Origin of the sequence: Geopseudomonas aromaticivorans, assembly GCF_019097855.1 — a bacterium.
Lineage (GTDB): Bacteria > Pseudomonadota > Gammaproteobacteria > Pseudomonadales > Pseudomonadaceae > Geopseudomonas > Geopseudomonas aromaticivorans.
Map to the genome: position 1 here is coordinate 81,914 of NZ_JAHRGL010000080.1, position 20,411 is coordinate 102,324.

The window sequence follows — 20,411 nt, forward strand, 5'->3', positions numbered from 1 at the left end:
GCTGCCTGCCGCCTGCGGGTAAGCGGGCGGCAAGCGCGGCGCTATCAGCGCATGTCGAACAGTTCCTGATGGAAGTCCTCGCCGGCCAGGCCGCGGGCGAGCAGATCCTGGCGCAGCGATTGGCCGAAGCCGGCCGGCCCGCAGAACCAGACGCTGGCCGATTGCCATTCGGGAACCATCTGACACAGGCCGTCAGCCGTCAGCCGACCGTCCTTGCCGCTGACCAGCACGTGCAACTGCACGTTCGCGCGCTTGGCCAACTGCTGCAACTTGTCGATGAAGCCCTGGTCCGGTGCGCTGGTGCTATAGAACAGGTCGATGCTGCGGGTTTCCGGATGCCGCTCACGGGCCTGCATGCGGGCGATGAACGGGGTGATGCCGATACCGCCGGCCACCCAGATCTGTCTTGGCTGGTTGCCGCGGAAGTTGAAGGTGCCGTAAGGCCCCTCGACCTTGACCAGATCGCCGACCTTGAGGGTTTTCGGCAGGGTGGCGGTGTAGTCGCCGATGCCCTTGATGTGGAAGCGCAGCTTGCCGTCGTTGTGCCAGGACGACGAAATGGTGAAGGGGTGCGGGCCTTCGGACGGGTCGAAGGTGACGAAGGCGAATTGCCCGGCGGCATGTCCGGACCAGCTATCTTTCAGTTTGATCTCGACGCCCAATACGCGGTTGTCGCGGTGGTGCACCAGTTGCTCGATCACGCCGACCGCGCGCCGCGTGTGCCCCACACGGCGAAACAGGGAGACGAAGGCGGCGAGGGTGCCGACCAGCATCAACACCGCCACCAGCGGGCCGATGGGCGAACTCCAGTAGGCGGTCTTCATCAGTACCAGCGAGTGGAACACCAGCACCAGGTAGACCACCGCCAGCAGTCGATGGGTCTTGAAGAAGTAGCGATAGGGGAAGCGTTTGAGCAGCGCCAGGACGACCAGGGCGACCACTGCATAGAACGCCCACTCGCCGAGGTCTTCGGCTAGACCGCGCTGGCTGCGGAAGAACTGGAAGATGGCCGGGATCGGTTCGCTCGGTCCCGAGGCAGTTGCTGCCTTGCGCACCGGCTTCTCCATCCAGCCCCAGCCGATCAGCCATTTCGGCGCTTTGACCAGCAGCCAGTGCACGACGGAAAGCACCAGGGCGGTGATGCCCAGCCACTTGTGCAGCCGGTAGGACTTGTCCAGGCCGCCAAGAAACGGCTCGATGCTGATCGGGCGAATCGCCAGGAACATGCCGAAGCTCATGACGCCGATGGCGAGAATGCCGGTGTAGTTGACCAGCGACGAGCGAAGGGCGAAGAACTGGTACGGTGCCGTCAGTACGTTATCGGCCACCAGCCAGAGCAGGCTGAGGACGATCAGCAAGAGGAGATAGCTCAGCTTGATATTCTTCATGGGCAAATCCTTTCAATCCATTTCGAAGAGGCTTTCGCTGTATAGCGTAACCGCTCAGGGGCGCGGTTGCGCTGGTGCAAGAGGCCGCAGTGCGCACCCGTAATTCATGGCGGCCACGCCCGGCACGCGGCAAGCCTCATACCACGCTAGCGGCCGGCGCGAGACGGAACCACAGTGCATAGAGCGCCGGCACGAACAGCAGGGTGATCGCCGTGCCGACCGCCACGCCGCCGATCAGCACGTAAGCCAGCGGTCCCCAGAAGCTGTCCTGGGTGAGGGGCGCGAAGGCGAACACCGCGGCCAGTGCCGTCAGCACCACGGGCCGGGCGCGCTGTACCGCCGCCTCCACGACACTGGCAAACACCGGCATGCCCGCGGCGCTGTTGTCGGCTACCTGCTGGGTGAGGATCAGGGTGTTGCGCATCAGGATGCCGGCGAGACCGGTCAGGCCGAGCAGGGCGACAAAACCGAATGGCTGGTCGAACAGCAGCAGGGCGATGACCGCGCCGATCAGGCCCAGCGGGGCGGTGGCCACGACGATGAAGGTGCCGGCGAAGGAGCGCATCTGCAGCATGATGAGGATCAGCATGAACGCCATCATCGCCGGCTGCAGCTTCTGGATGGAGACGTTGGCCTTGCCCGACTCCTCGACCGAACCGGCGATGTCGATGCGGTAACCCGGAGGCAGGCGGCCGCGTACATCGTCCATTGCCTGCCAGACGGCAGCAGTCACGTCGTTGGGCTGGGCATCGCGAATATCGGCCTGCACGGTCAGGAACGGCTCGCGGTTGTAGCGCTTGACGACCGGATCCTCGAAGCGCACCTCGACCTGGCCAAGCTGGCTGAACGGCAGCTTGCGGCCGTCGCGGGTCAGCACCTCCAGGGTGTCCAGGCTGTCGGCGTCGAGCCGGCGGCCATCACTGCTGCCGCGCGCGACGACCGTCACGCTGCGGATGTCCTGGCGCAGCTGGGTGACGGGAACACCGTCGAGCTGGAATTGCAGCTGTTGCGCCACTTCCTGCGGGGTGAGCCCCAGCAGGCGCAGGCGCTCCACATCCATGGCCAGATGCAGCAGCGGAACGCGCTCGTCCCACTCCAGGTGCGGATCGACCACATGCGCTGAGGCCGCCATCACGGCGCGCACCTGATGGGCAATGCTGCGCAGCACCACCGGGTCGGGGCCGAAGACGCGGAAGGCGACGGGCCAGATCACCGGCGGGCCATAAAGCAGGCGGTACACGCGTACCCGCGCCTCGGGGAATTCGCCCTGGTCGATGTGCTGCTGCAGGGTGGTCATGATCCTGTCCCGCGCCTCGGCGTCCTGGGCCACGGCAACCAGCTTGGCGAAGGCGGGCGAGGGCGGCTCGGGATTGGCGCCGATGAAGAACCGTGGCGCCCCGGCCCCGACGTAGGCGGACAGGGTCTTGACCTCCGGCAGCGGCGCCAGGATGGCCTCAAGCCTTTTGGCCGTGCGGTCCGTAGCGGCGATGCTGCTGCCCTGTGCCTGGTAAACGGCGATCAGCACTTCGGTGCGGTCCGAGCTGGGAAAGAACTGCTTCTGCACCAGCAACACCATGGCGGCGATGGACACCACCAGCAGCGCCACGGTTGCGCCGACTACCGTCTTGCGCCAGGTCACGCACCAGGTAATGGCGCCGCGCAGGCGGCGGTACAGCGGAGTCTGATAGACACCGGCGTGGCCGTGGCCGGTTGCCTTGGAAAAATCGGGCAGCATCCGCACGCCCAGATAGGGCACGAACACCACCGCGACCAGCCAGGACACGATGAGCGCGATGGCCAACACCCAGAAGATGTTGCCGGCGTACTCGCCGACGCCCGACTGGGCGAAGCCGATGGGGAAGAAACCGGCCACCGTCACCAGGGTGCCGTACAGCATGGGCGCGGCGGTGACCGACCAGGCATGGGCCGCGGCGCGCACGCGGTCCCAGCCTTCCTCCATCTTCACCAGCATCATTTCCACGGCGATGATGGCGTCGTCCACCAGCAGCCCCAGGGCGATGATCAGCGCGCCCAGGGTGATGCGGTCGAGGTCGATACCCATCAGCATCATCACCAGGAAGGTGATGCCCAGGGTCAGCGGTACGGCGATGCCGACGATCAGCCCGGCGCGCAGGCCGATGGCCAGCATGCTGACCGCCACTACCACGGCCACGGCGACGAGGAACTTGATCTGGAACAGGTTGACCGCGCCGGTGATGGCGTCGGCCTGGTTGGTCAGCACGTCCAGCGACATGCCCAGCGGCAGCCGCTGGCGTTCGGCGTCGAGGAAGGCGGCGAGCCGCTCGCCCAGCTCCAGGCCGTTTTCGCCCTTGGCCATGACCACGCCGAGCAGCAGCGCATCCTGGCCGCGCGAACGCACCAGGTAGCTGGGCGGGTCCTCGTAGCCACGGCGGATGGTGGCGATGTCGGCGAGCTTGAGCACCCGCTCGCCGATGCGCACCGGCGCCGCGGCCAGTTGCTGCGGATCGGACAGGTCCGCGTCCAGGCGCAGCTGCAGGCGCGGACCGTCGGTCTCCATGCGGCCTGCTGGCAGCAGGCGGTTGCTGGCGTCGATGGCGTCGAAGACCGCCTGCGGGGCGATCCCCAGGTTGATCAGCCGCGCATTGTCGAACTCGAGATACACGCGCTCGCTGCGCTCGCCCAGCAGCATGGCCTTGTGCACACCGGCGACGCGCTGCAGGCGATCGCGTAGCGCCTCGGCGTCGCGGGTCAGCTCGCGCATCGGCAGGCCCGGGGCGGTGACGGCGATCAGGCTGAAGTACACATCCGAGAAGTCGTCGTTGACGATCGGCCCGATCACCCCGGCCGGCAGGTTGGCGGCCTCGTCCTGCATGCGCTTGCGCACCTCGTAGAACAAGTCGGGGACCTTCTCCTGCGGCGAGTAGTCGTGGAACTCGATCTGCAGGTTGGCCTGCCCTGGGCGGATGGTGGTGTCGATCCGGTAGAGGTATTCAACCTCCTGGATGCGCTTCTCCAGCCGGTCGACCACCTGGGTCTGCAACTCCTCGGGCGTGGCGCCGGGCCACACCGCGGTGACCACCATGGCGCGCACGGTGAAGGCGGGGTCTTCCGCCCGGCCCAGGGCAAGGAAGGCATAGGTGCCGGACAGCACCGCGAGGATCAGCAGGAACAGGGTCACCGAGCGCTCGCGCACGGCGAGGGCGGACAGGTTGGGGAAGCTCATCGGCCGAGTTCCCGCACGGGCATGTTGTCACTCAGCAGATGGGTGCCCAGCGCGACGACGCGGTCGTCGGCAACCAGCGGGCCGCGGATGCGCGCCGTTTCGCCATCCAGCGCCAGTACGCTCACCGCAACGGGCACAGCGCGACCCTCGCTGACTCGCCAGACCCGCGGCCCCTGGCCGCGCTCATCGATGGCACCGATGGGCACCGTGAAACTGGCTTCATTCGCCGCCTGCGCGGCGAAGCGGGTGCGCAGTACCGTTCCGAGCACAAGGGCATCCTGCCGCTCCAGCAGCGTATAGCGGGCGCGGAGGGTGCGGCCTTGTGGATCGACGGCGCCGGCCGTTTCGCGCAGGCGCAGCGGCAGGGTCGTCCCGTCGGCAGCCAAGACCTCGCCGTGCTCAGGCGGTGTCACGCCCTGCGGAAAGTACACCTCGATCTCGCGCTCCTCGGCCTGGGCGAGGAGGGCCACCGGCTGCCCGGCGGCCACCACCTGCCCGGGCTCGCCCGTTACCTCGATCAGTATGCCGGCTGCCGGCGCAAGCAGCTGGCCGTAGCCGAGGCCATTGCGGGCCTGGACCAGGCGCGCGGTGGCGGCGTCACGGCGGGTCTGGGCTTCGCGGCGGGCGAGTTGGACACGCTCGAGGGCTTGCGCGCTGACGAAGTTCCGCGTCTCCAGTTGGCGATGGCGAACCAGATCGGCTTCGGCGGTCGCCAGCGCGGCATTGGCGGCGGCCAGGTCGGCTTCGGCGGCACTGACCGCCTGCGTCAGGTCTCGGGTATCCAGCGCAAACAGCACCTGCCCGGCGCGCACGGACTGCCCGGCATCTATCGCGCGTTTGGCAATCCGGCCGCCGACCTGGAAGGCTAGCGGCGACTCGACCCGCGCGCGCACCGTCCCCGACAGGCCCAGCGTCGCTTCGGAACTGCCGAGTACGGCCACTGTCTTGACGAAGGGCGGCATGGCTGCCGCTGTCTTGGGCTCCGGGCTATCATTGCAAGCTGCGAGAAATAGCGAGCAGGCAGCCATCAAAAGCAGCGAAATACGCATGACCAGTCGTTCTCTTGATAAGTGAACGAGAATGTACAGTAATCATTTTTGCTCATCCAGCACCGAGCGCAGGCGCGAAACCATGTCAGCAAAAGCCGGACGCCCCACAGATCACCAGAAGGACCGCGACATTCTCCACGCCGCCCGGGAGCTGGTGTTCGCTGAAGGGCCGCAAGCCCTCACCATGGACAAGGTGGCGAGCCTGGCGGGCATCTCCAAGGTGACGCTGTATGCACGCTACGCCAACCGCTATGCGCTGTTGCAGGCCGTGGTGAGCAGCGAGGCGTTCGGCATCCACAAGGCGCTCGGGCGCATTCCCGCGAGTCATGAGGCGCTATGTGCCGACCTGAGTGCGCTGGTCGAGGCGATGGCGACCTTTGTATGCAGCGAGCATCATCAGCGCCTGATGCAGGCCCTGGGCTCGATACCGCAAAAAGCCCAGGATCTGACCGAGGTTTACCGCAGCGGACCGGCAAACACCCACCGCGTCCTGGCCGACTATCTTCAGGCGGCTGCGGAGGGTGGTCTGATCCGCTGCCCTGAACCTGCGGAAAGCGCTGAAATGCTGATGGGTATGGTGATGGGACTCGATGTGCTGCGCGGGCAATATCGTGTTCCGCTCGAACGCCGGACCATCGAGGAGCAGAAGGCGCATGCGCAACGCATCGTGACGGCCTTCATGTTGATCCATGCATGACGCATGCAGCGTCAACGCCGAGCAGTTCCATGATGAGCGATGGCATCAGTGGATGGTTGCCGATCCGGACAGGCTCGCCAGAGTGAGCAGGGAAGACTGGAATCCAGGGCCGCCGATCCACGGCAGGCCCGGTCAACGCAGGAGATTGGTCATGACCAGCACTTCGATCATCGGCTTCGAGAAGCACTGGAATGCGACCCTGACGCTGGACCGCACCTCTTTTATCGCACAACTGACCGCGTCGATTCCGCCGCGCCCGGCCGACATGGGTCGCATCGTCGCGGCCAACCTGAAGCCGTAAACAGGGAGGCAGCATGGACCTTCAGTACGGCATCCGCCCCAACCTGGAGCAGTTCCTCCACCAGCTGTTGCAGGTGCTGCTGGTCGGCCTGACCATAGGCATGATGAGGACGGTGGTGCCGGCGCTGGCCGAGTCAGAGTTCGGGGTGCCGAAGAACTCCTTCGTCCTGCTCAGCTCCTTCGTGGTCGCCTTCGGGCTGGTCAAGGGCACGATGAACTTCGTCGCCGGCCGGCTTTCCGAGCGCATGGGGCGGAAGAGGGTGCTGCTGCTAGGTTGGCTGGTGGCCCTGCCGATCCCTCCGCTGGTCTGGTATGCCCCGGGCTGGAACTGGATAGTGCTGGCCACCGTGCTACTCGGCATCAACCAGGGGCTAACCTGGTCGATGACCCAGACTTCCAAGCTGGACATCACCCGCCTCGACGAACGTGGCCTGACCCTGGGCCTCAACGAGTTCGCCGGCTACCTCGGCGTGGCACTGGCAGGCGTCGTCACGGCCTACCTGGCAACCCTACTGGGGGCACGTACCGGTCTGCTGGTATTCGGCCTGACGGTGATCCTGCTGGCCCTGCTGCTGACCCAGCTGTGGGTCAGGGACACCTTGCCCTGGGCGCAGACCGAAGCGGCCCGCCATGTGCAGGGCTCAAGCTCACAGCCCCTGCCGCGCTATCCGCGCAATGTGTCGGCGCAGCCGGGCAGCTGGGAAATCTTCGCCCTCATGTCCTGGCGCGACCGCCGGCTGGCGGCGCTCAGTCAGGCGGGCCTGGTTGAGAAGTTCGTCGATGCGCTGGTCTGGGTGTTCTACCCGCTGTTCCTCTATCGGCAGGGGCTAAGCCTGCCCGAGGTCGGCTGGGTCATCGGCATCTACGGCTTCGTCTGGGGCGGCTCGCAGCTGTTCACCGGCCGGCTGTCAGATCATGTCGGCCGCTACTGGCCCAACGTGCTGGGAATGTGGATATGCGGCGCGGGCGTGGCGATGATGCTGCTGGGCCAAGGCATGTTCTGGTGGAGCCTATCGGCGGCGGTCTCGGGCCTAGGCATGGCAATGCTCTATCCGAACCTGTCCGCCGCCGTGGCGGACATCTCCCATCCCGCCTGGCGCGGCTCGGCTATCGGCATCTACCGCTTCTGGCGCGACCTGGGCTACGCCATCGGCGCCCTTGGTCTGGGGCTGGTGGCACATCTCAGTGGGCAGATGGAAGCGGCGTTCTGGTTCGTCGCGGTGTCGATGTTCGCGTCCGGTGCACTGCTGGCCTGGTGGTGCGAGGAGACCCATCCGCGGCTCAATCAGCAGGCGACGCCGGGCTGACTGGGGAAAGGCGATGAGCATTCATCGGTAATTTGTAATTTAACATAATCATCATTATGCGAAGCTTTGCCTGCGTGGGCCTGGATGGGAGGAGAAGCCCTTGGACAGCGCAAGTCGCCGGCGATAGCCAACCCGGCATACAGCTTCCCAACCTCGCTTTCCAGCAAACACAGTCATCTTGGAGGGTCCTCTCCCTTGCCGCCACCGTGCCTTGGCCAAAGCCTGACCTTCCTGGGTGCGCTCGGAAATCTGCTCGCTCTCGACTGGCTGCGATGATTCCACGTACCCGCTGGCCTGCCGCCGTGCTGATGCCGATCACAACGCCGTGGCCTATCCGTATCCGCAGACCAACACGCGGTGGTTAAGGAAGTATCGTAGGTCACGCCCCAGGCCGTCGAGTTTCGACACCACCTGTGGATGTCCGCAGTGAAACTGCGAGCCCGACACTGCAGAGCAAGACAGTTGTCGTCTGTTGTTCGCCAGATTGAAATCATCCACATAGAAAATAGGGATAACACCACACAACAACGAGGTTGGCCTTCAATGTCTCGCGACACTCGAAAGCTGCATATCGTCAATCGTCTCGGCGGCGCACGTGCACTGATCACCTACATGGATACCAACCGTGTGGAGACGGCGAAAACCCGCCCGACCCAGAAAACCGAGGTGCTCGCCGATTTCCGCCCACATGGTTTCATCGTGCTGCTGGGGTACGATGAAGATCTCTGGCGGCACCCCGATACCGGCGCGCAATATCCTCACGCACCGAACGCCTGGGCCTACTGCCCGGAATGACGATGCATCCAGGCAGCAGGGGAAGATGCTCCTGCTGCTGAGAGACATAAGCGACGACCGCTCTCACCATGGCAGTCGACGGTGCCAGGCACTGACCAGCTGTCTGCTCGAAGCAGCGGCGATACCGGGCGTGCAGACGGACGAGGAGCCCATACACCCAAATGCATCAATGCAATATCCGATAATCACCAGACCCGGATATTGTATATACTGCGTATTCTAGGTGTTGCGGTGGTGATTTTGCCGCGCTCACAAGATCTGTCCGCGCTCGAGTTCTCTTTATGCCCACAGCCCCGTGTCCTCTGTTCGAGACCTATGGTCGCTTCCAGGAGCTGAATTTCCAGCAGCTCAGCGCAGAGCTGCCGATCGTGCGCGACTACCTGGCTGACTTCCCGGCCGAGCTACAGGCACTGGATGGCTACCAGGCGGTCCGTGGATTTCTGAAGTCCTACGCCGGCAACGAAACCACCTTCAACTCCTATCGCACCCACGTCGAGCGCCTGCTGCTGTGGGCATTGCTGGTCGCTCACAAGCCACTGCTTGAACTGCGCCGCCGCGATGCCGAAGCTTTCATGGAGTTCTGCCTGCGGCCGCCAAAGGATTGGGTTGGGCCGATGGTCAAGTCACGCTTTGTCCGGATCGGCGGGCGCAAGCAGCTCGATTCCGATAGCTATCAGGTCAATGAAGCCTGGCGCCCTTTCAGCGTTACCGTGCCCAAACGCAACCGCTCGCTGGCCGAGACAGGCCTGCAGGACATCACCAACCGCCCTTACAAAATGGCCCAGGGATCGGTGGCCCAGGTTTTCGCCGTCTGTGGCAGCTTTTTCCAGCATGCCATCGATGAAGGCCTGACCGAGGTCAATCCGTTCCGCGCGGTCAAGCAAAAGTCGATCTACAAACAGCGCAACACCTTGGACGTCGCTGGCCGCTCGCTCAACCAGCTGCAATGGGGCTATGTGATTGAAACCGCCGAGGCGATGGCTGACGAGGATGAGGTTCACGAACGGACGCTGTTCATCCTGACCACCCTGTTCGCGATGTACCTGCGCGTTTCCGATCTGGTCGGTCGCGACAATTGGGAGCCAACGATGGGCGATTTCCGCAAGGATACGCTCGGTAACTGGTGGTTCCATGTGGTCGGCAAGGGCAACAAGGCAGCCAAGATCAGCGTCCGCGACGACTACATCCAGATTTACCTGGCACGCTACCGGCGCCACCTGGGCTTGCCTGCCCTGCCCTCGCCCCATGAAACTCAGCCACTGCTGTCGACGCTCAAGGGGCGTGCCGGCCTTTCCGATCGGCACCTGCGCCTGCTGCTGCAGCAGGTCTTCGACCGGGCGCTGGAGCGGATGGTCTCCGAAGGCTGGAGCGATGACGAAGTCGATCACCTGCGCTCGGCCTCACTGCACTGGCTTCGTCATACCTCGGCCACCTTCGATGCTCCCCGGCGTGACATGAAGGATCTGCAGGCCGATCTGCGCCACAACAGCCTGAGCACTACGCAGAACACCTACTACAACTCGCTCGACGAACAGCGCGCGCACTCGGTCAAAAACCTGCGCATCAAGGATTAGCGGCTGGCCCGATGACGCCCAGCGCATCCCCGACTTGCACGCCTGGTTTGCCCCAAAACAGCTCCTGCGAAGTCGTGCACGCACTCTTGTGGATCAAGCTGCAGCCGCAATGATTGGCCCGGCGCGGATGTGTGCCGTGATGAAGCCGGTGGCGCGGCCCCGCTGCCGTGAACGCCAGGGATGGCATGCAATCTGCATTCATCCCCCTGCAGCCTGCCGCTCTCCGGCAGGACGTCCCAGTTGGTCATCGGCGACCACCAGCCTCCACAGGCGCGGGACGGGGTGAACCGGGCAACGTGGCTCAGGCAGGCACCCCACCAACAATCCATGAATACCAGGCAAAGGCGCCTGGAGCTGCTCACCAGCTCCAGGCGCCTTTTTGCGTTTTGCTGGCCATGCCCGGCAGTGGCAAGACTGAGGAAAAGCCATGAACTCCATCGTCACCCCGATTCCGCGCGAAACCCTGATCATCATCGGCAACGGCATGGTCGGCCATCACTGCATCGAGCAGTTGATCGAGCGCGGCGCGCTGACCCGCTACGCGGTCCACGTCTTCGGCGAAGAAGCGCAGCGCGCCTACGACCGCGTGCACCTGTCCGAATACTTCGGCGGCCGGGATGCCGAGTCCCTGGCCTTGTGCGCAGCGGACTACTACGCGGATCACGGCGTGCAGGCGCACCTCGGCGTGCAGGTGCTGGAGATCGACCGCGAGCGCCAGGAGGTAGTGACCAGCAGCGGCCGCCATGCCTACGACCAGCTGATCCTGGCCACCGGCTCCTACCCCTTCGTGCCGCCGATCCCCGGTGCCGAAGGCAACTCGCGGCTGGTCTACCGCACGCTGGATGACCTCGACGACATCCGCGTCGCCGCCGCCAAGGCCCGGCGTGGCGTGGTGGTCGGTGGCGGCCTGCTCGGCCTGGAGGCGGCCAACGCGCTGAAATCCCTCGGCCTGGAAGCCCACGTGGTCGAGTTCGCCCCGCGCCTGATGCCGGTGCAGCTGGATGACGCAGGCGGCGCGGCGCTGAAGGCGCGCATCGAGGCGCTGGGCGTCGGCGTGCACCTGTCGCGCGCCACCCAGGAAATCGTCCTCGGCGAGGAATACGCCTACCGGATGAGTTTCAACGACGGCGAATTCCTCGAGACCGACCTGATCGTGTTCTCCGCCGGTATCCGCCCGCAGGACGCCCTGGGCCGCAGCGCCGGTCTGGACATCGCCGCCCGCGGCGGCGTGGCGATCGACAACGCCTGCCGCACCTCGGATCCGGCGATCTTCGCCATCGGCGAGTGCGCGTCGTGGAACGGCAGCGTGTTCGGCCTGGTCGCCCCCGGCTACAGCATGGCGCGCACCGTCGCGGCGCAACTGGCCGGCGAACCCGGCGAGCCGTTCACCGGCGCCGACATGTCCACCAAGCTAAAGCTGCTCGGCGTGGACGTCGGCTCCATCGGCGACGCCCACGGCGCCACCCCGGGCGCCAAGAGCTATCGCTTCATCGACGAGGCGACCGCCAGCTACCGGCGCCTGGTGGTCTCCGCCGACGGCAAGCACGTGCTCGGCGCGGTGCTGGTCGGCGACAACAGCTACTACGACACCCTGCTGCAGTACGCACAGAACGGCATCAAGCTGCCTTCGGATCCGTCCAGCCTGATCCTGCCGGTTTCCGACGGCGCCCCGGCGCTCGGCGCCGATGCCCTGCCGGACACCGCCACCATCTGTTCCTGCCACAACGTCACCAAGGGCGCGGTGTGCTGCCAGGTCGAGGCCGGCATCACCGACCTCGGCGAGCTCAAGGCGGCGACCAAGGCCGGTACCGGCTGCGGCGGTTGCAGCGCGCTGCTCAAGCAGGTCTTCGAGCACGAGCTGAGCGCCCGTGGCGTGGCGGTCGACAAGAGCCTCTGCGAGCACTTCGCCTACACCCGCCAGGAGCTCTACGCCATGGTGCGGGTCGAGGGGATCATCAGCTTCGAGGAGCTGCTGGCCAAGCACGGTCGCGGCCACGTCGGCTGCGACATCTGCAAGCCGGCGGTCGGCTCGATCCTGGCTTCCTGCTGGAACCAGCCGATCACCGACCCGCTGCTGGTGCCGCTGCAGGACACCAACGACACCTTCATGGCCAACATGCAGAAGAACGGCACCTACTCCATCGTGCCGCGTATCGCCGGTGGCGAGATCACCCCGGACAAGCTGATCGCCCTGGGTGCCGTGGCCAAGAAGTACGACCTCTACACCAAGATCACCGGCGGCCAGCGCATCGACCTGTTCGGCGCCCAGCTGCACGAGCTGCCGGACATCTGGGGCGAGCTGATCGCGGCCGGCTTCGAGACCGGCCACGCCTACGGCAAGTCGCTGCGCACGGTGAAATCCTGCGTCGGCAGCACCTGGTGCCGTTACGGCGTGCAGGACAGCGTGAACATGGCGCTGGTCCTGGAGAACCGCTACAAGGGCCTGCGCTCGCCGCACAAGATCAAGTTCGCCGTCTCCGGCTGCACCCGCGAATGCGCCGAGGCGCAGAGCAAGGACGTCGGTGTGATCGCCACCGAGAAGGGCTGGAACCTCTATGTGGCCGGCAACGGCGGCATGCGCCCGCGGCATGCCGAGCTGTTCGCCACCGACCTCGACGACGCCAGCCTGATCCGCTACATCGACCGTTTCCTGATGTTCTACGTGCGCACCGCCGACAAGCTGCAGCGCACCTCGGTGTGGCGCGAGAGCCTGGAAGGCGGCCTCGACTACCTCAAGGCGGTGATCCTCGACGACAGCCTGGGCCTCGGCGCAGAGCTGGAGGCGCAGATGCAGCTGGTGGTCGACCGCTACGAATGCGAATGGGCCAACGCCCTCAAGGACCCGGAAAAGCTCAAGCGCTTCCGCACCTTCGTCAACGACGGCCGCGGCGACCCGGACATCCACTTCGTCAAGGAGCGTGACCAGCGCCGGCCGGTCCGCGCCTCCGAGCTTCACCTGATCCCCGTGACCGAGGAGCTGAACTAATGAGCCAGTCAAACGCCGCACTCAACCAATCCGCAGCCAATGCCATCGAATGGCGCGCCCTGTGCAGCCGCCAGGATCTGGTGGCCAACTCCGGCGTGGTCGCCTGGCTGGACGGCGCCCAGGTGGCGCTGTTCCACCTGCCGCACACCGCGGACGGCGAGCAGCTCTACGCCATCGACAACCGCGATCCCAAGTCGGGGGCCAACGTTATCGGCCGCGGCATCGTCGGCAGCCTCAAGGGCGACCTGGTGATCGCCTCGCCCCTGTACAAGCAGCACTTTCGCCTGCAGGACGGCAGCTGCCTGGAATACCCGGAGCAGCGCCTGCGCGTCTGGCCGGTACGCCTGAACGGGGATGCGGTGGAGGTTGGCCTGGCGTGAGGCTGCGCGGCGTGCGGGCTGATCCAGCCCGGCGCCGCCGATGTCCAGGCCACAGCGGGGCATTGGTCATCCCCTGCCCCTCTGTGGCAGAGTGCGCGCTCTGCCGCGCCTTCTTCCCGCTTCCGAGAGCGCCCCGCCAGCCATGGATATCAAGCAACTGCGCTTTCTCGTCGCCCTCGACGAAACCCGCCACTTCGGCCAGGCGGCGGCGCGCTGCCATGTCACCCAGCCGACCCTGTCGATGCGCCTGCGCAGTCTGGAAGATGAGCTGGGGCTGGAGCTGGTGCGGCGCAGCCAGCGCTTCGAGGGTTTCACCGCCGAGGGCGAGCGCATCCTCGCCTGGGCGCGCAGCCTGCTTGCCGCCCAGGATGGCCTGTATGCCGAGGCGGCGGCCTGTCGCGGTCAGCTGGTCGGCAGCCTGCGCCTTGGCGTGGTGCCACTGGCCGGTTTCGATCCGCTGCGGCTGGTGCGGCTGTTCGCCGACCGCCACCCCGAGCTGCGCTTCCAGCTGTTCGCCTTGAGCAGCGAGCAGATCCTCGAACGTCTCGGCCGCAATCAGCTGGATCTGGGCATTTCCTATCTCGACCGCCTGAACCCGCAGCACTTCGCCAGTCTGGAACTGGCGGACACCCGCATGGGACTGCTGCACGATCGCCGCCATTTCCAGTTCGCCGCCGCGGCGCTGAGCTGGGAAGCGTTGGCCGCCCTGCCCCTCGGCCTGCTGTCCAGCGGCATGCACTTTCGCCAGTCCATCGATCACGCCTTGCGCAGCCGCGGCCTCAGCCCGCAGCCGCGTCTGGAGACCGATGCGGTTCACCAGCTGCTGCAGGCGGTCAGTGCCGGGCTGTGCTGCGCGGTGATGCCGCTGGACAGCGGGCTGGACGAGCTGACCGAGCACCTGACCCTGACGCCCATCGACGGTGCCCACACTCTCGCCCCGCTCGGCCTGATCCTGCGCCGCAGTGCTCCGCGCTCGGCGCTGGCCGAAGCGTGCTTTGCCGAGGCGCGGACGTTGCTCGACGCGTAGTTCGAGGGGGCAGCTGGCGGCGTGGCTTCCTTCCGGTGGCGCCCGCCGGTCCGCTGATAGATTTACTCGATCAATACATCGGCAGCAGCGATTGGACGTGCTCATGCCCGGCGACCTAGTCTGGCCGGGTCGAATTGTCGCAGAGGGCCTTGCCCATGCCCCGTCCTGCCGCCCGCTGCTCCGTCCCGCTCGCCACTGCGCGGCAACTGGACGGTTATGCCTACGCCGAACTCGCCGAGTCTGCACACGTTGCCGCCGCCGTACTGGCCGAGGAGTGTGCGCTGGCGATCAGCTACAACGGCCTCAACCAGGCGGTGATGATGGTCACCCCGCAGGATCTCGAAGACTTCGTGATCGGTTTCAGCCTGAGCAGCGGCCTGATCGACAGTGTCGATGATATCCATGACCTGCAGCTCCACGGTGAGGGCGCCACGCGCCATGCCGAGGTGCAGATCGCCAGCCGCGCCTTCTGGGCGCTCAAGCGCCAGCGCCGCCAGCTGGCCGGCAACAGCGGCTGCGGCCTGTGCGGGGTGGAGGCACTGGAGCAGGCGCTGCCGTCGCTCGCCGCGCTGCCGGGCGACGCCCTGCCGCCGGCTGACCATCTCGTCGGTCTGCGCGAGCGCATCACCGCCGCGCAGACCCTGGCCCGTCACAGCGGCGCGGTGCACGCCGCGCTGTTCGTCGACGCCGACGGTGCCATCGTCCTGTGCCGCGAGGACATCGGCCGCCACAACGCGCTGGACAAGCTGATCGGCGCCCTGCCCGGCGCCGGCAGAGCGCCCACTGCGGGCTTCGTGGCGGTGACCAGCCGCTGCAGCCTGGAGCTGATCCACAAGGCGGTGCGCGCGCGCATCGCCACCCTGGTGTGCCTGTCGGCGCCCACCGCGCTGACCGTGCAATGGGCCCGGGCACACAACCTGAACCTGATCCACCTGCCCCATCACAGCGCGCCGCGGGTCTACAGCCCGGCGCCCAGCCACTCCTGAGTATCGAGACCGACCATGCCCCGCGCCGACCGCTTCCACCCCGATGCCCGCTTCCAGCCCTACGCCGGCCCGGCCGGCGGCTGGGGCGCCCTGCGCAGCGTCACGCGTGCCTGGCTGGGCAGCGACAACGCGCTGAAGAACATCCGCACCCTGCTGAAGACCAACCAGAACGGCGGCTTCGACTGTCCCGGCTGCGCCTGGGGCGAGGCGCCGGGCAGCCACATGGTCAATTTCTGCGAAAACGGCGCAAAGGCGGTGAACTGGGAGGCCACCCAGCGCGGCATCGGTGCCGAGTTCTTCGCCCGCTACAGCGTGCGCCAGCTGCGCGAACAGAGCGATTACTGGCTGGAATACCAAGGCCGCCTGACCGAGCCGCTGCGCTATGACGCCGCCAGTGATCACTATGTGCCGGTCTGCTGGGAGGCGGCCTTCGCCCTGATCGCCAGCGAACTCCAGGCCATGGAGCATCCGAACCAGGTGGAGCTGTACACCTCGGGTCGGGCCAGCAACGAAGCGGCCTTCCTCTATCAGCTGTTCGGCCGCGCGCTGGGCAGCAACAACTTTCCCGACTGCTCGAACCTGTGCCACGAGGCCAGCGGCGTCGGCCTTGGCCAGAGCCTCGGCGTGGGCAAGGGCACCGTCACCTACGCCGACTTCGAACATGCCGACGCCATCTTCGTGATGGGCCAGAACCCCGGCACCAACCACCCGCGCATGCTCGAACCGCTGCGCGAGGCGGTGCAGCGCGGCGCCCAGGTGGTGTGCTTCAACCCGCTCAAGGAGCGCGGCCTGGAGCGCTTCCAGCACCCGCAGAAGGCGCTGGAGATGCTCGCCAACGGCGATGCGCCGACCCACAGCGCCTACTTCCGCCCGAAACTCGGCGGCGATATGGCCGCGCTGCGCGGCATGGCCAAGTTCCTCCTGCAGTGGGAGCGCGAAGCGCAGCAACAGGGCCTGCCGGCGGTGTTCGACCATGCCTTCATCGCCGAACACACCCATGGCGTGGATGCCTACCTGGCCGCGGTCGATGCCACGCCCTGGGCGCAGATCGAGGCACAATCCGGCCTGCCACTGGCCGAGATCGAGCAGGCCGCGCGCATCTACCGTCACGCCGGACGAGTGATCGTCTGCTGGGCCATGGGCATCACCCAGCACCGCCATTCGGTGGCGACCATCCAGGAAATCGCCAACCTCTTGCTGCTGCGCGGCAACGTCGGCAAGCCGGGCGCCGGTGCCTGCCCGGTACGCGGCCACAGCAACGTGCAGGGCGACCGCACCATGGGCATCAACGAGCACCCGCCGGCGGTGCTGCTCGATGCCCTGGAGCAGCGCTTCGCCTTCGCCGTGCCGCGCCAGCCGGGGCACAACGCAGTGGCGGCGATCAACGCCATGCTCGCCGGCCAGGTGAAGGTGTTCATCGGCCTGGGCGGCAACTTCGCCCAGGCCACCCCGGACACCCCGCGCACCCACCGGGCGCTGCAGAACTGCGCGCTGACCGTGCAGATCAGCACCAAGCTCAACCGCAGCCATCTCACCACCGGCCGGCAGGCGCTGATCCTGCCCTGCCTCGGCCGTACCGACATCGACCGCCAGGCCGGCGGCCCGCAGGCGGTGACGGTGGAGGACTCGTTCAGCATGGTGCATGCGTCCTGGGGCCAGCTCGAACCGCTGTCCAGGCAGATGCGTTCCGAGCCGGCTATCGTCGCCGGCATCGCCGCCGCCACCCTGGGCAAGCAGCCGGTGGACTGGCTGTGGCTGGTGGAGGACTACGCACGCATCCGCCAACTGATCGGCGACACCATCCCCGGCTTCGCCGACTTCGAGCAGCGCCTGAGTCAGCCGGGCGGCTTCTATCTCGGCAACGCCGCGGCGCGCCGGCAGTGGCATACCGCCAGCGGCCGCGCCGAATTCAAGCACCACGCGCTGCCGGAAGACCTGCTGCCGGAGCAGGTACGCAGCCAGCAGGTCAAGCCGGACCTGATCCTGCAGACCCTGCGCTCCCACGACCAGTACAACACCACCCTGTACGGCCTCGACGACCGCTATCGCGGGGTCAAGGGCATGCGCGAGGTGGTGTTCGTCAACCCGGCGGACATCCAGCGCCTGGGCCTGCAAGCGGGCCAGCAGGTCGATCTGCTGTCGCTCTGGGACGACGGCATCGAGCGGCGGGTGGAAGGCTTCACCCTGCTGGCCTACGACACCCCGCTCGGCCAGGCGGCCGCCTATTACCCGGAAACCAACCCGCTGGTGCCGCTGGACAGCTTCGGCGACGGCAGCCACACGCCGACCTCAAAGTTCGTCGCCATCTGCGTGCTGCCAACGCGCGGCCAAGGACTGATCGCACGCGCGGAAGCCGGTTAGCGCGCTGGTTCCGGCTTCGCGGGGGCGGCGATTGCTGCCGCCAGACGCTCGGCTACTCTATCTGTCAGAGGGCGGATGCACGCCACCAGTGCGCCGACAGCGAGGTAACGGGCATGAAAGTCGTCCATTGCAGAGAGTGCAAGAAGGAGATACCGCCGACCGCCAAGGTCTGCCCGTATTGCCGGGCCGAAATCCCGGGCGAGAGTTCTCTGACCCTGACGATCAAGTACGCGCTGTTCTTCGTGATTCTGGCGGCCCTGGCTTTTGCGCTGTTCAACGTCGGCCGCTAGACGCCGCGCCTTGTGTCGGTCGCCAGGCTGGCAGCCCGTTAAGCCGACCGACTGCCTCGTTGCTTGCCGCGCGCGGCCAGCACCTGCGTCGCCCCCTGGGTTTTCTGGGTATACCAGAGCACCCGACTCACGCCCCGGGTAATCGCCACATAGGCCAGGCGCAGACTCTCGTCCTGCATCGCCTGGTCGTAGCTGTTGCGGAAGAAGCCCGAGTAGGCGTACAGCGCGTTGCGTAGCGGGTGTTTTTCCGGCGGCGCGCAATCGTCGACGATGATCGCCACTTCGGCCTGCAGCCCCTTGGCGCGGTGGATGGTGTAGGCCTTGACCGGCAGCTTCTTGTCCAGCTGGCTCTGGATGTTCTGCAGGGGTTCGTTGCGGCGGCTGAGGACCAGCACGGAGGTGCGCTCGGCGCTCTGGCGGCTGGCGACGTGGGCGCACTGGGCGTGGATTTCCTTGAGCAGCTCCGGCAGGCGGGTCTTCACGTCAAAGCGCGACACCACCTCGACGCCATGGTCGCCCGGCTGCATGGCCTTGCACGCCCTGCTGGCCTTGGCCTGCTTGAATTCGACGCCGCCCAGCACCGCCTCGCCATCGCGGATCACCGGCTCGATGGAGCGGTAGTTGGTTTCCAGCATCAGCACCGCGCTGCTCTTCGCCCGGCCCTTGCCCGGGAAGTACTTGTCGAAGTCCATGAACAGCTCGGGCGAGCTGCCGCGCCAGCCATAGATGGACTGCCAGTCGTCGCCGATGGCCATCAGGCTGACCGCTGCGCCCTGACGGGCCAGGCCGCGGTGCAGCGCCTGCAGCCACTGGACGATCTGCGGGGAGATATCCTGGAACTCGTCGATCAGCAGGTGGGTGAACGGGGCCAGGGCCGGCGCCGGCATCCCCTGCCCGCCCGCCGCCAGGATCTGGGTGAGCTTGTGGAAGGCACCGTTGAAGGTCAGCAGACCCTGCTCCTGCAGGCAGGTCTCGAAGGTTTTCCAGAACAGCACCAGGGCCTCGACGAACACCCGCTCCCGCGCCGAACAGCTCAGCGCCTGCGTGTCTATCTGGTCGAGGCGGATGCCGATGCTTTCCATGAAGCCCGCCTGGGCATGGAAGGCTTCGAACAGCGGCAGCGCGGTGAACTCGCCGGCCAGCTTGAAGCCGTCCAGCGGCGCCTTGGGCACGCGGGCCTGCCGGCCTTCGCCATCGCCAGCCGGCAGCGGCGGCAGGCCCAGCAAGCTGTGCACCCGCTCGCGAAAGTCCGCTTCCTCGGCATAGCAGCGCTGGTAGGCCTGCTTGAGCAGGCGCTGCTGGGCCGGCTTCAGGCGCGCAGAGGTCAGCGGATTGTCCACTTCGGTGGCCGAGGCGTTGCGCTCGTCCAGCTGTTCGAACCACAGCGGGTTGCCCAGAGCCTCCTTGGCCAGCACGGCCATGGCCGAGTGGAAGGTGCGCACGCATTGCCTGGCCTGGCCGGCATCGAAGGAGTATGGCCAGAAGCCGAGCACCCTGGTCAGCTGCTCGCGCAGCTGCGCGCAGGAGGCGTTGGTGAAGGAAATCACCGTCAGGCTCTCGGGCTTGATGCCCATGTGACAGAGCATGAACACCACCCGCAGCACCAGGGTGGTGGACTTGCCCGATCCGGCCCCGGCGAAGATCCGCGTGACCGGATGGCGACTGAGGATCATCGCCCACTGCTCATCCGAGGGCGCGCTGACCACTCCGGCGGCCACCGCCTGGCCGACCCGCTCGCGCATGGCCTGGACCTGCGGATCGTCGATCGCCAGCGGCGCCGGCCCGTAGATGCCCTCGCTGGCCCGCTTGGCGGGCTGGGCACGGGGTTTGGCTGGCTTCTTCTCGGCGCTCACCCGGGCCTTGCCGGCGGCAGCGCCGTCCTGCTTGCCCCGCGACTTCGGCTTGGCCGGCACGGGCTGCTGGTGGAACAAGGCCGCTCCGCTGCTGGCGCGCAGGTACGCCGTGGTCCTCGGGAAGTAACGCGCCAAGGCTCCGGAGAGGAGCAGTTTGTAGCGTTTGACGGCAGACAGCATTCGGCGATTCCCGCTCAGGCCAGGAGGTGATGG

At 66.5% G+C, this 20,411-nt stretch carries 15 protein-coding genes; 11 read left to right on the forward strand and 4 right to left on the reverse strand.

Annotated features, from left to right (window positions below; all coding sequences use genetic code 11):
• Positions 1-44: 44 nt before the first annotated feature.
• From KRX52_RS19970 to KRX52_RS19980, 3 genes are all read right to left on the reverse strand, one after another.
• On the reverse strand, positions 45-1,388 hold the full coding sequence (locus KRX52_RS19970; protein ID WP_217683482.1) for a ferredoxin reductase family protein: 1,344 nt from the start codon (positions 1,386-1,388) through the stop codon (positions 45-47).
• A gap of 136 nt (positions 1,389-1,524) precedes the next feature.
• Positions 1,525-4,593, reverse strand: coding sequence for an efflux RND transporter permease subunit (locus KRX52_RS19975; RefSeq protein WP_217683483.1), 3,069 nt, complete (start codon positions 4,591-4,593; stop codon positions 1,525-1,527).
• The gene (locus tag KRX52_RS19980) at positions 4,590-5,642 is read right to left on the reverse strand and encodes an efflux RND transporter periplasmic adaptor subunit (protein ID WP_217683484.1); all 1,053 of its coding nucleotides are present in this window, start codon (positions 5,640-5,642) and stop codon (positions 4,590-4,592) included. The genes KRX52_RS19975 and KRX52_RS19980 overlap by 4 nt, the downstream gene beginning before the upstream one ends.
• An 82-nt stretch (positions 5,643-5,724) precedes the next feature.
• On the opposite strand from KRX52_RS19980, the gene KRX52_RS19985 reads away from it, so the two are divergent.
• The 11 genes from KRX52_RS19985 (at position 5,725) to KRX52_RS20035 (ending at position 18,345) form a co-directional block, all read left to right on the forward strand.
• A complete protein-coding gene (locus tag KRX52_RS19985; protein ID WP_217683485.1) occupies positions 5,725-6,339 on the forward strand; it encodes a TetR/AcrR family transcriptional regulator in 615 nt (204 codons plus the stop codon).
• Positions 6,340-6,490: 151 nt separating this feature from the next.
• On the forward strand, positions 6,491-6,640 hold the full coding sequence (locus KRX52_RS19990; RefSeq protein ID WP_217683486.1) for a hypothetical protein: 150 nt from the start codon (positions 6,491-6,493) through the stop codon (positions 6,638-6,640).
• A gap of 13 nt (positions 6,641-6,653) precedes the next feature.
• A complete protein-coding gene (locus KRX52_RS19995) occupies positions 6,654-7,946 on the forward strand; it encodes an MFS transporter (RefSeq protein WP_217683487.1) in 1,293 nt (430 codons plus the stop codon).
• 543 nt (positions 7,947-8,489) lie between these two features.
• Positions 8,490-8,741, forward strand: coding sequence for a hypothetical protein (locus tag KRX52_RS20000; RefSeq protein WP_217683488.1), 252 nt, complete (start codon positions 8,490-8,492; stop codon positions 8,739-8,741).
• A 281-nt stretch (positions 8,742-9,022) separates the two neighbouring features.
• Positions 9,023-10,315, forward strand: coding sequence for a tyrosine-type recombinase/integrase (locus KRX52_RS20005; protein ID WP_217683489.1), 1,293 nt, complete (start codon positions 9,023-9,025; stop codon positions 10,313-10,315).
• A gap of 427 nt (positions 10,316-10,742) precedes the next feature.
• Positions 10,743-13,301 (forward strand): nitrite reductase large subunit NirB, encoded by a 2,559-nt coding sequence (nirB, locus tag KRX52_RS20010; protein ID WP_217683490.1) that lies wholly within the window; start codon positions 10,743-10,745, stop codon positions 13,299-13,301.
• On the forward strand, positions 13,301-13,681 hold the full coding sequence (nirD, locus tag KRX52_RS20015; protein WP_217683491.1) for a nitrite reductase small subunit NirD: 381 nt from the start codon (positions 13,301-13,303) through the stop codon (positions 13,679-13,681). Before nirB ends, nirD begins: the two co-directional genes overlap by 1 nt.
• A gap of 142 nt (positions 13,682-13,823) precedes the next feature.
• The gene (locus tag KRX52_RS20020) at positions 13,824-14,708 is read left to right on the forward strand and encodes a LysR family transcriptional regulator (RefSeq protein WP_217683492.1); all 885 of its coding nucleotides are present in this window, start codon (positions 13,824-13,826) and stop codon (positions 14,706-14,708) included.
• A gap of 155 nt (positions 14,709-14,863) precedes the next feature.
• On the forward strand, positions 14,864-15,694 hold the full coding sequence (gene fdhD / locus KRX52_RS20025) for a formate dehydrogenase accessory sulfurtransferase FdhD (protein WP_217683493.1): 831 nt from the start codon (positions 14,864-14,866) through the stop codon (positions 15,692-15,694).
• A 15-nt stretch (positions 15,695-15,709) separates the two neighbouring features.
• Positions 15,710-18,055 (forward strand): FdhF/YdeP family oxidoreductase, encoded by a 2,346-nt coding sequence (locus tag KRX52_RS20030; RefSeq protein WP_217683494.1) that lies wholly within the window; start codon positions 15,710-15,712, stop codon positions 18,053-18,055.
• A gap of 113 nt (positions 18,056-18,168) precedes the next feature.
• Complete coding sequence (locus KRX52_RS20035; protein WP_217683495.1) at positions 18,169-18,345, forward strand: zinc-ribbon domain-containing protein; 177 nt, start codon at positions 18,169-18,171, stop codon at positions 18,343-18,345.
• A 38-nt stretch (positions 18,346-18,383) separates the two neighbouring features.
• Here the strand turns inward: KRX52_RS20035 and KRX52_RS20040 are convergent, their stop codons facing one another.
• Entirely contained in the window at positions 18,384-20,378 is a 1,995-nt protein-coding gene (locus KRX52_RS20040) for a DEAD/DEAH box helicase (RefSeq protein ID WP_217683496.1), read from the reverse strand.
• Positions 20,379-20,411 lie beyond the last annotated feature (33 nt).

Coding starts and splice junctions, on each gene's coding strand:
- KRX52_RS19970 (WP_217683482.1), bottom strand. CDS start 1,388: ATGAAGAATATCAAGCTGAGCTATCTCCTCTTGCTGATCGTCCTCAGC.
- KRX52_RS19975 (WP_217683483.1), bottom strand. CDS start 4,593: ATGAGCTTCCCCAACCTGTCCGCCCTCGCCGTGCGCGAGCGCTCGGTG.
- KRX52_RS19980 (WP_217683484.1), bottom strand. CDS start 5,642: ATGCGTATTTCGCTGCTTTTGATGGCTGCCTGCTCGCTATTTCTCGCA.
- KRX52_RS19985 (WP_217683485.1), top strand. CDS start 5,725: ATGTCAGCAAAAGCCGGACGCCCCACAGATCACCAGAAGGACCGCGAC.
- KRX52_RS19990 (WP_217683486.1), top strand. CDS start 6,491: ATGACCAGCACTTCGATCATCGGCTTCGAGAAGCACTGGAATGCGACC.
- KRX52_RS19995 (WP_217683487.1), top strand. CDS start 6,654: ATGGACCTTCAGTACGGCATCCGCCCCAACCTGGAGCAGTTCCTCCAC.
- KRX52_RS20000 (WP_217683488.1), top strand. CDS start 8,490: ATGTCTCGCGACACTCGAAAGCTGCATATCGTCAATCGTCTCGGCGGC.
- KRX52_RS20005 (WP_217683489.1), top strand. CDS start 9,023: ATGCCCACAGCCCCGTGTCCTCTGTTCGAGACCTATGGTCGCTTCCAG.
- nirB (WP_217683490.1), top strand. CDS start 10,743: ATGAACTCCATCGTCACCCCGATTCCGCGCGAAACCCTGATCATCATC.
- nirD (WP_217683491.1), top strand. CDS start 13,301: ATGAGCCAGTCAAACGCCGCACTCAACCAATCCGCAGCCAATGCCATC.
- KRX52_RS20020 (WP_217683492.1), top strand. CDS start 13,824: ATGGATATCAAGCAACTGCGCTTTCTCGTCGCCCTCGACGAAACCCGC.
- fdhD (WP_217683493.1), top strand. CDS start 14,864: ATGCCCCGTCCTGCCGCCCGCTGCTCCGTCCCGCTCGCCACTGCGCGG.
- KRX52_RS20030 (WP_217683494.1), top strand. CDS start 15,710: ATGCCCCGCGCCGACCGCTTCCACCCCGATGCCCGCTTCCAGCCCTAC.
- KRX52_RS20035 (WP_217683495.1), top strand. CDS start 18,169: ATGAAAGTCGTCCATTGCAGAGAGTGCAAGAAGGAGATACCGCCGACC.
- KRX52_RS20040 (WP_217683496.1), bottom strand. CDS start 20,378: ATGCTGTCTGCCGTCAAACGCTACAAACTGCTCCTCTCCGGAGCCTTG.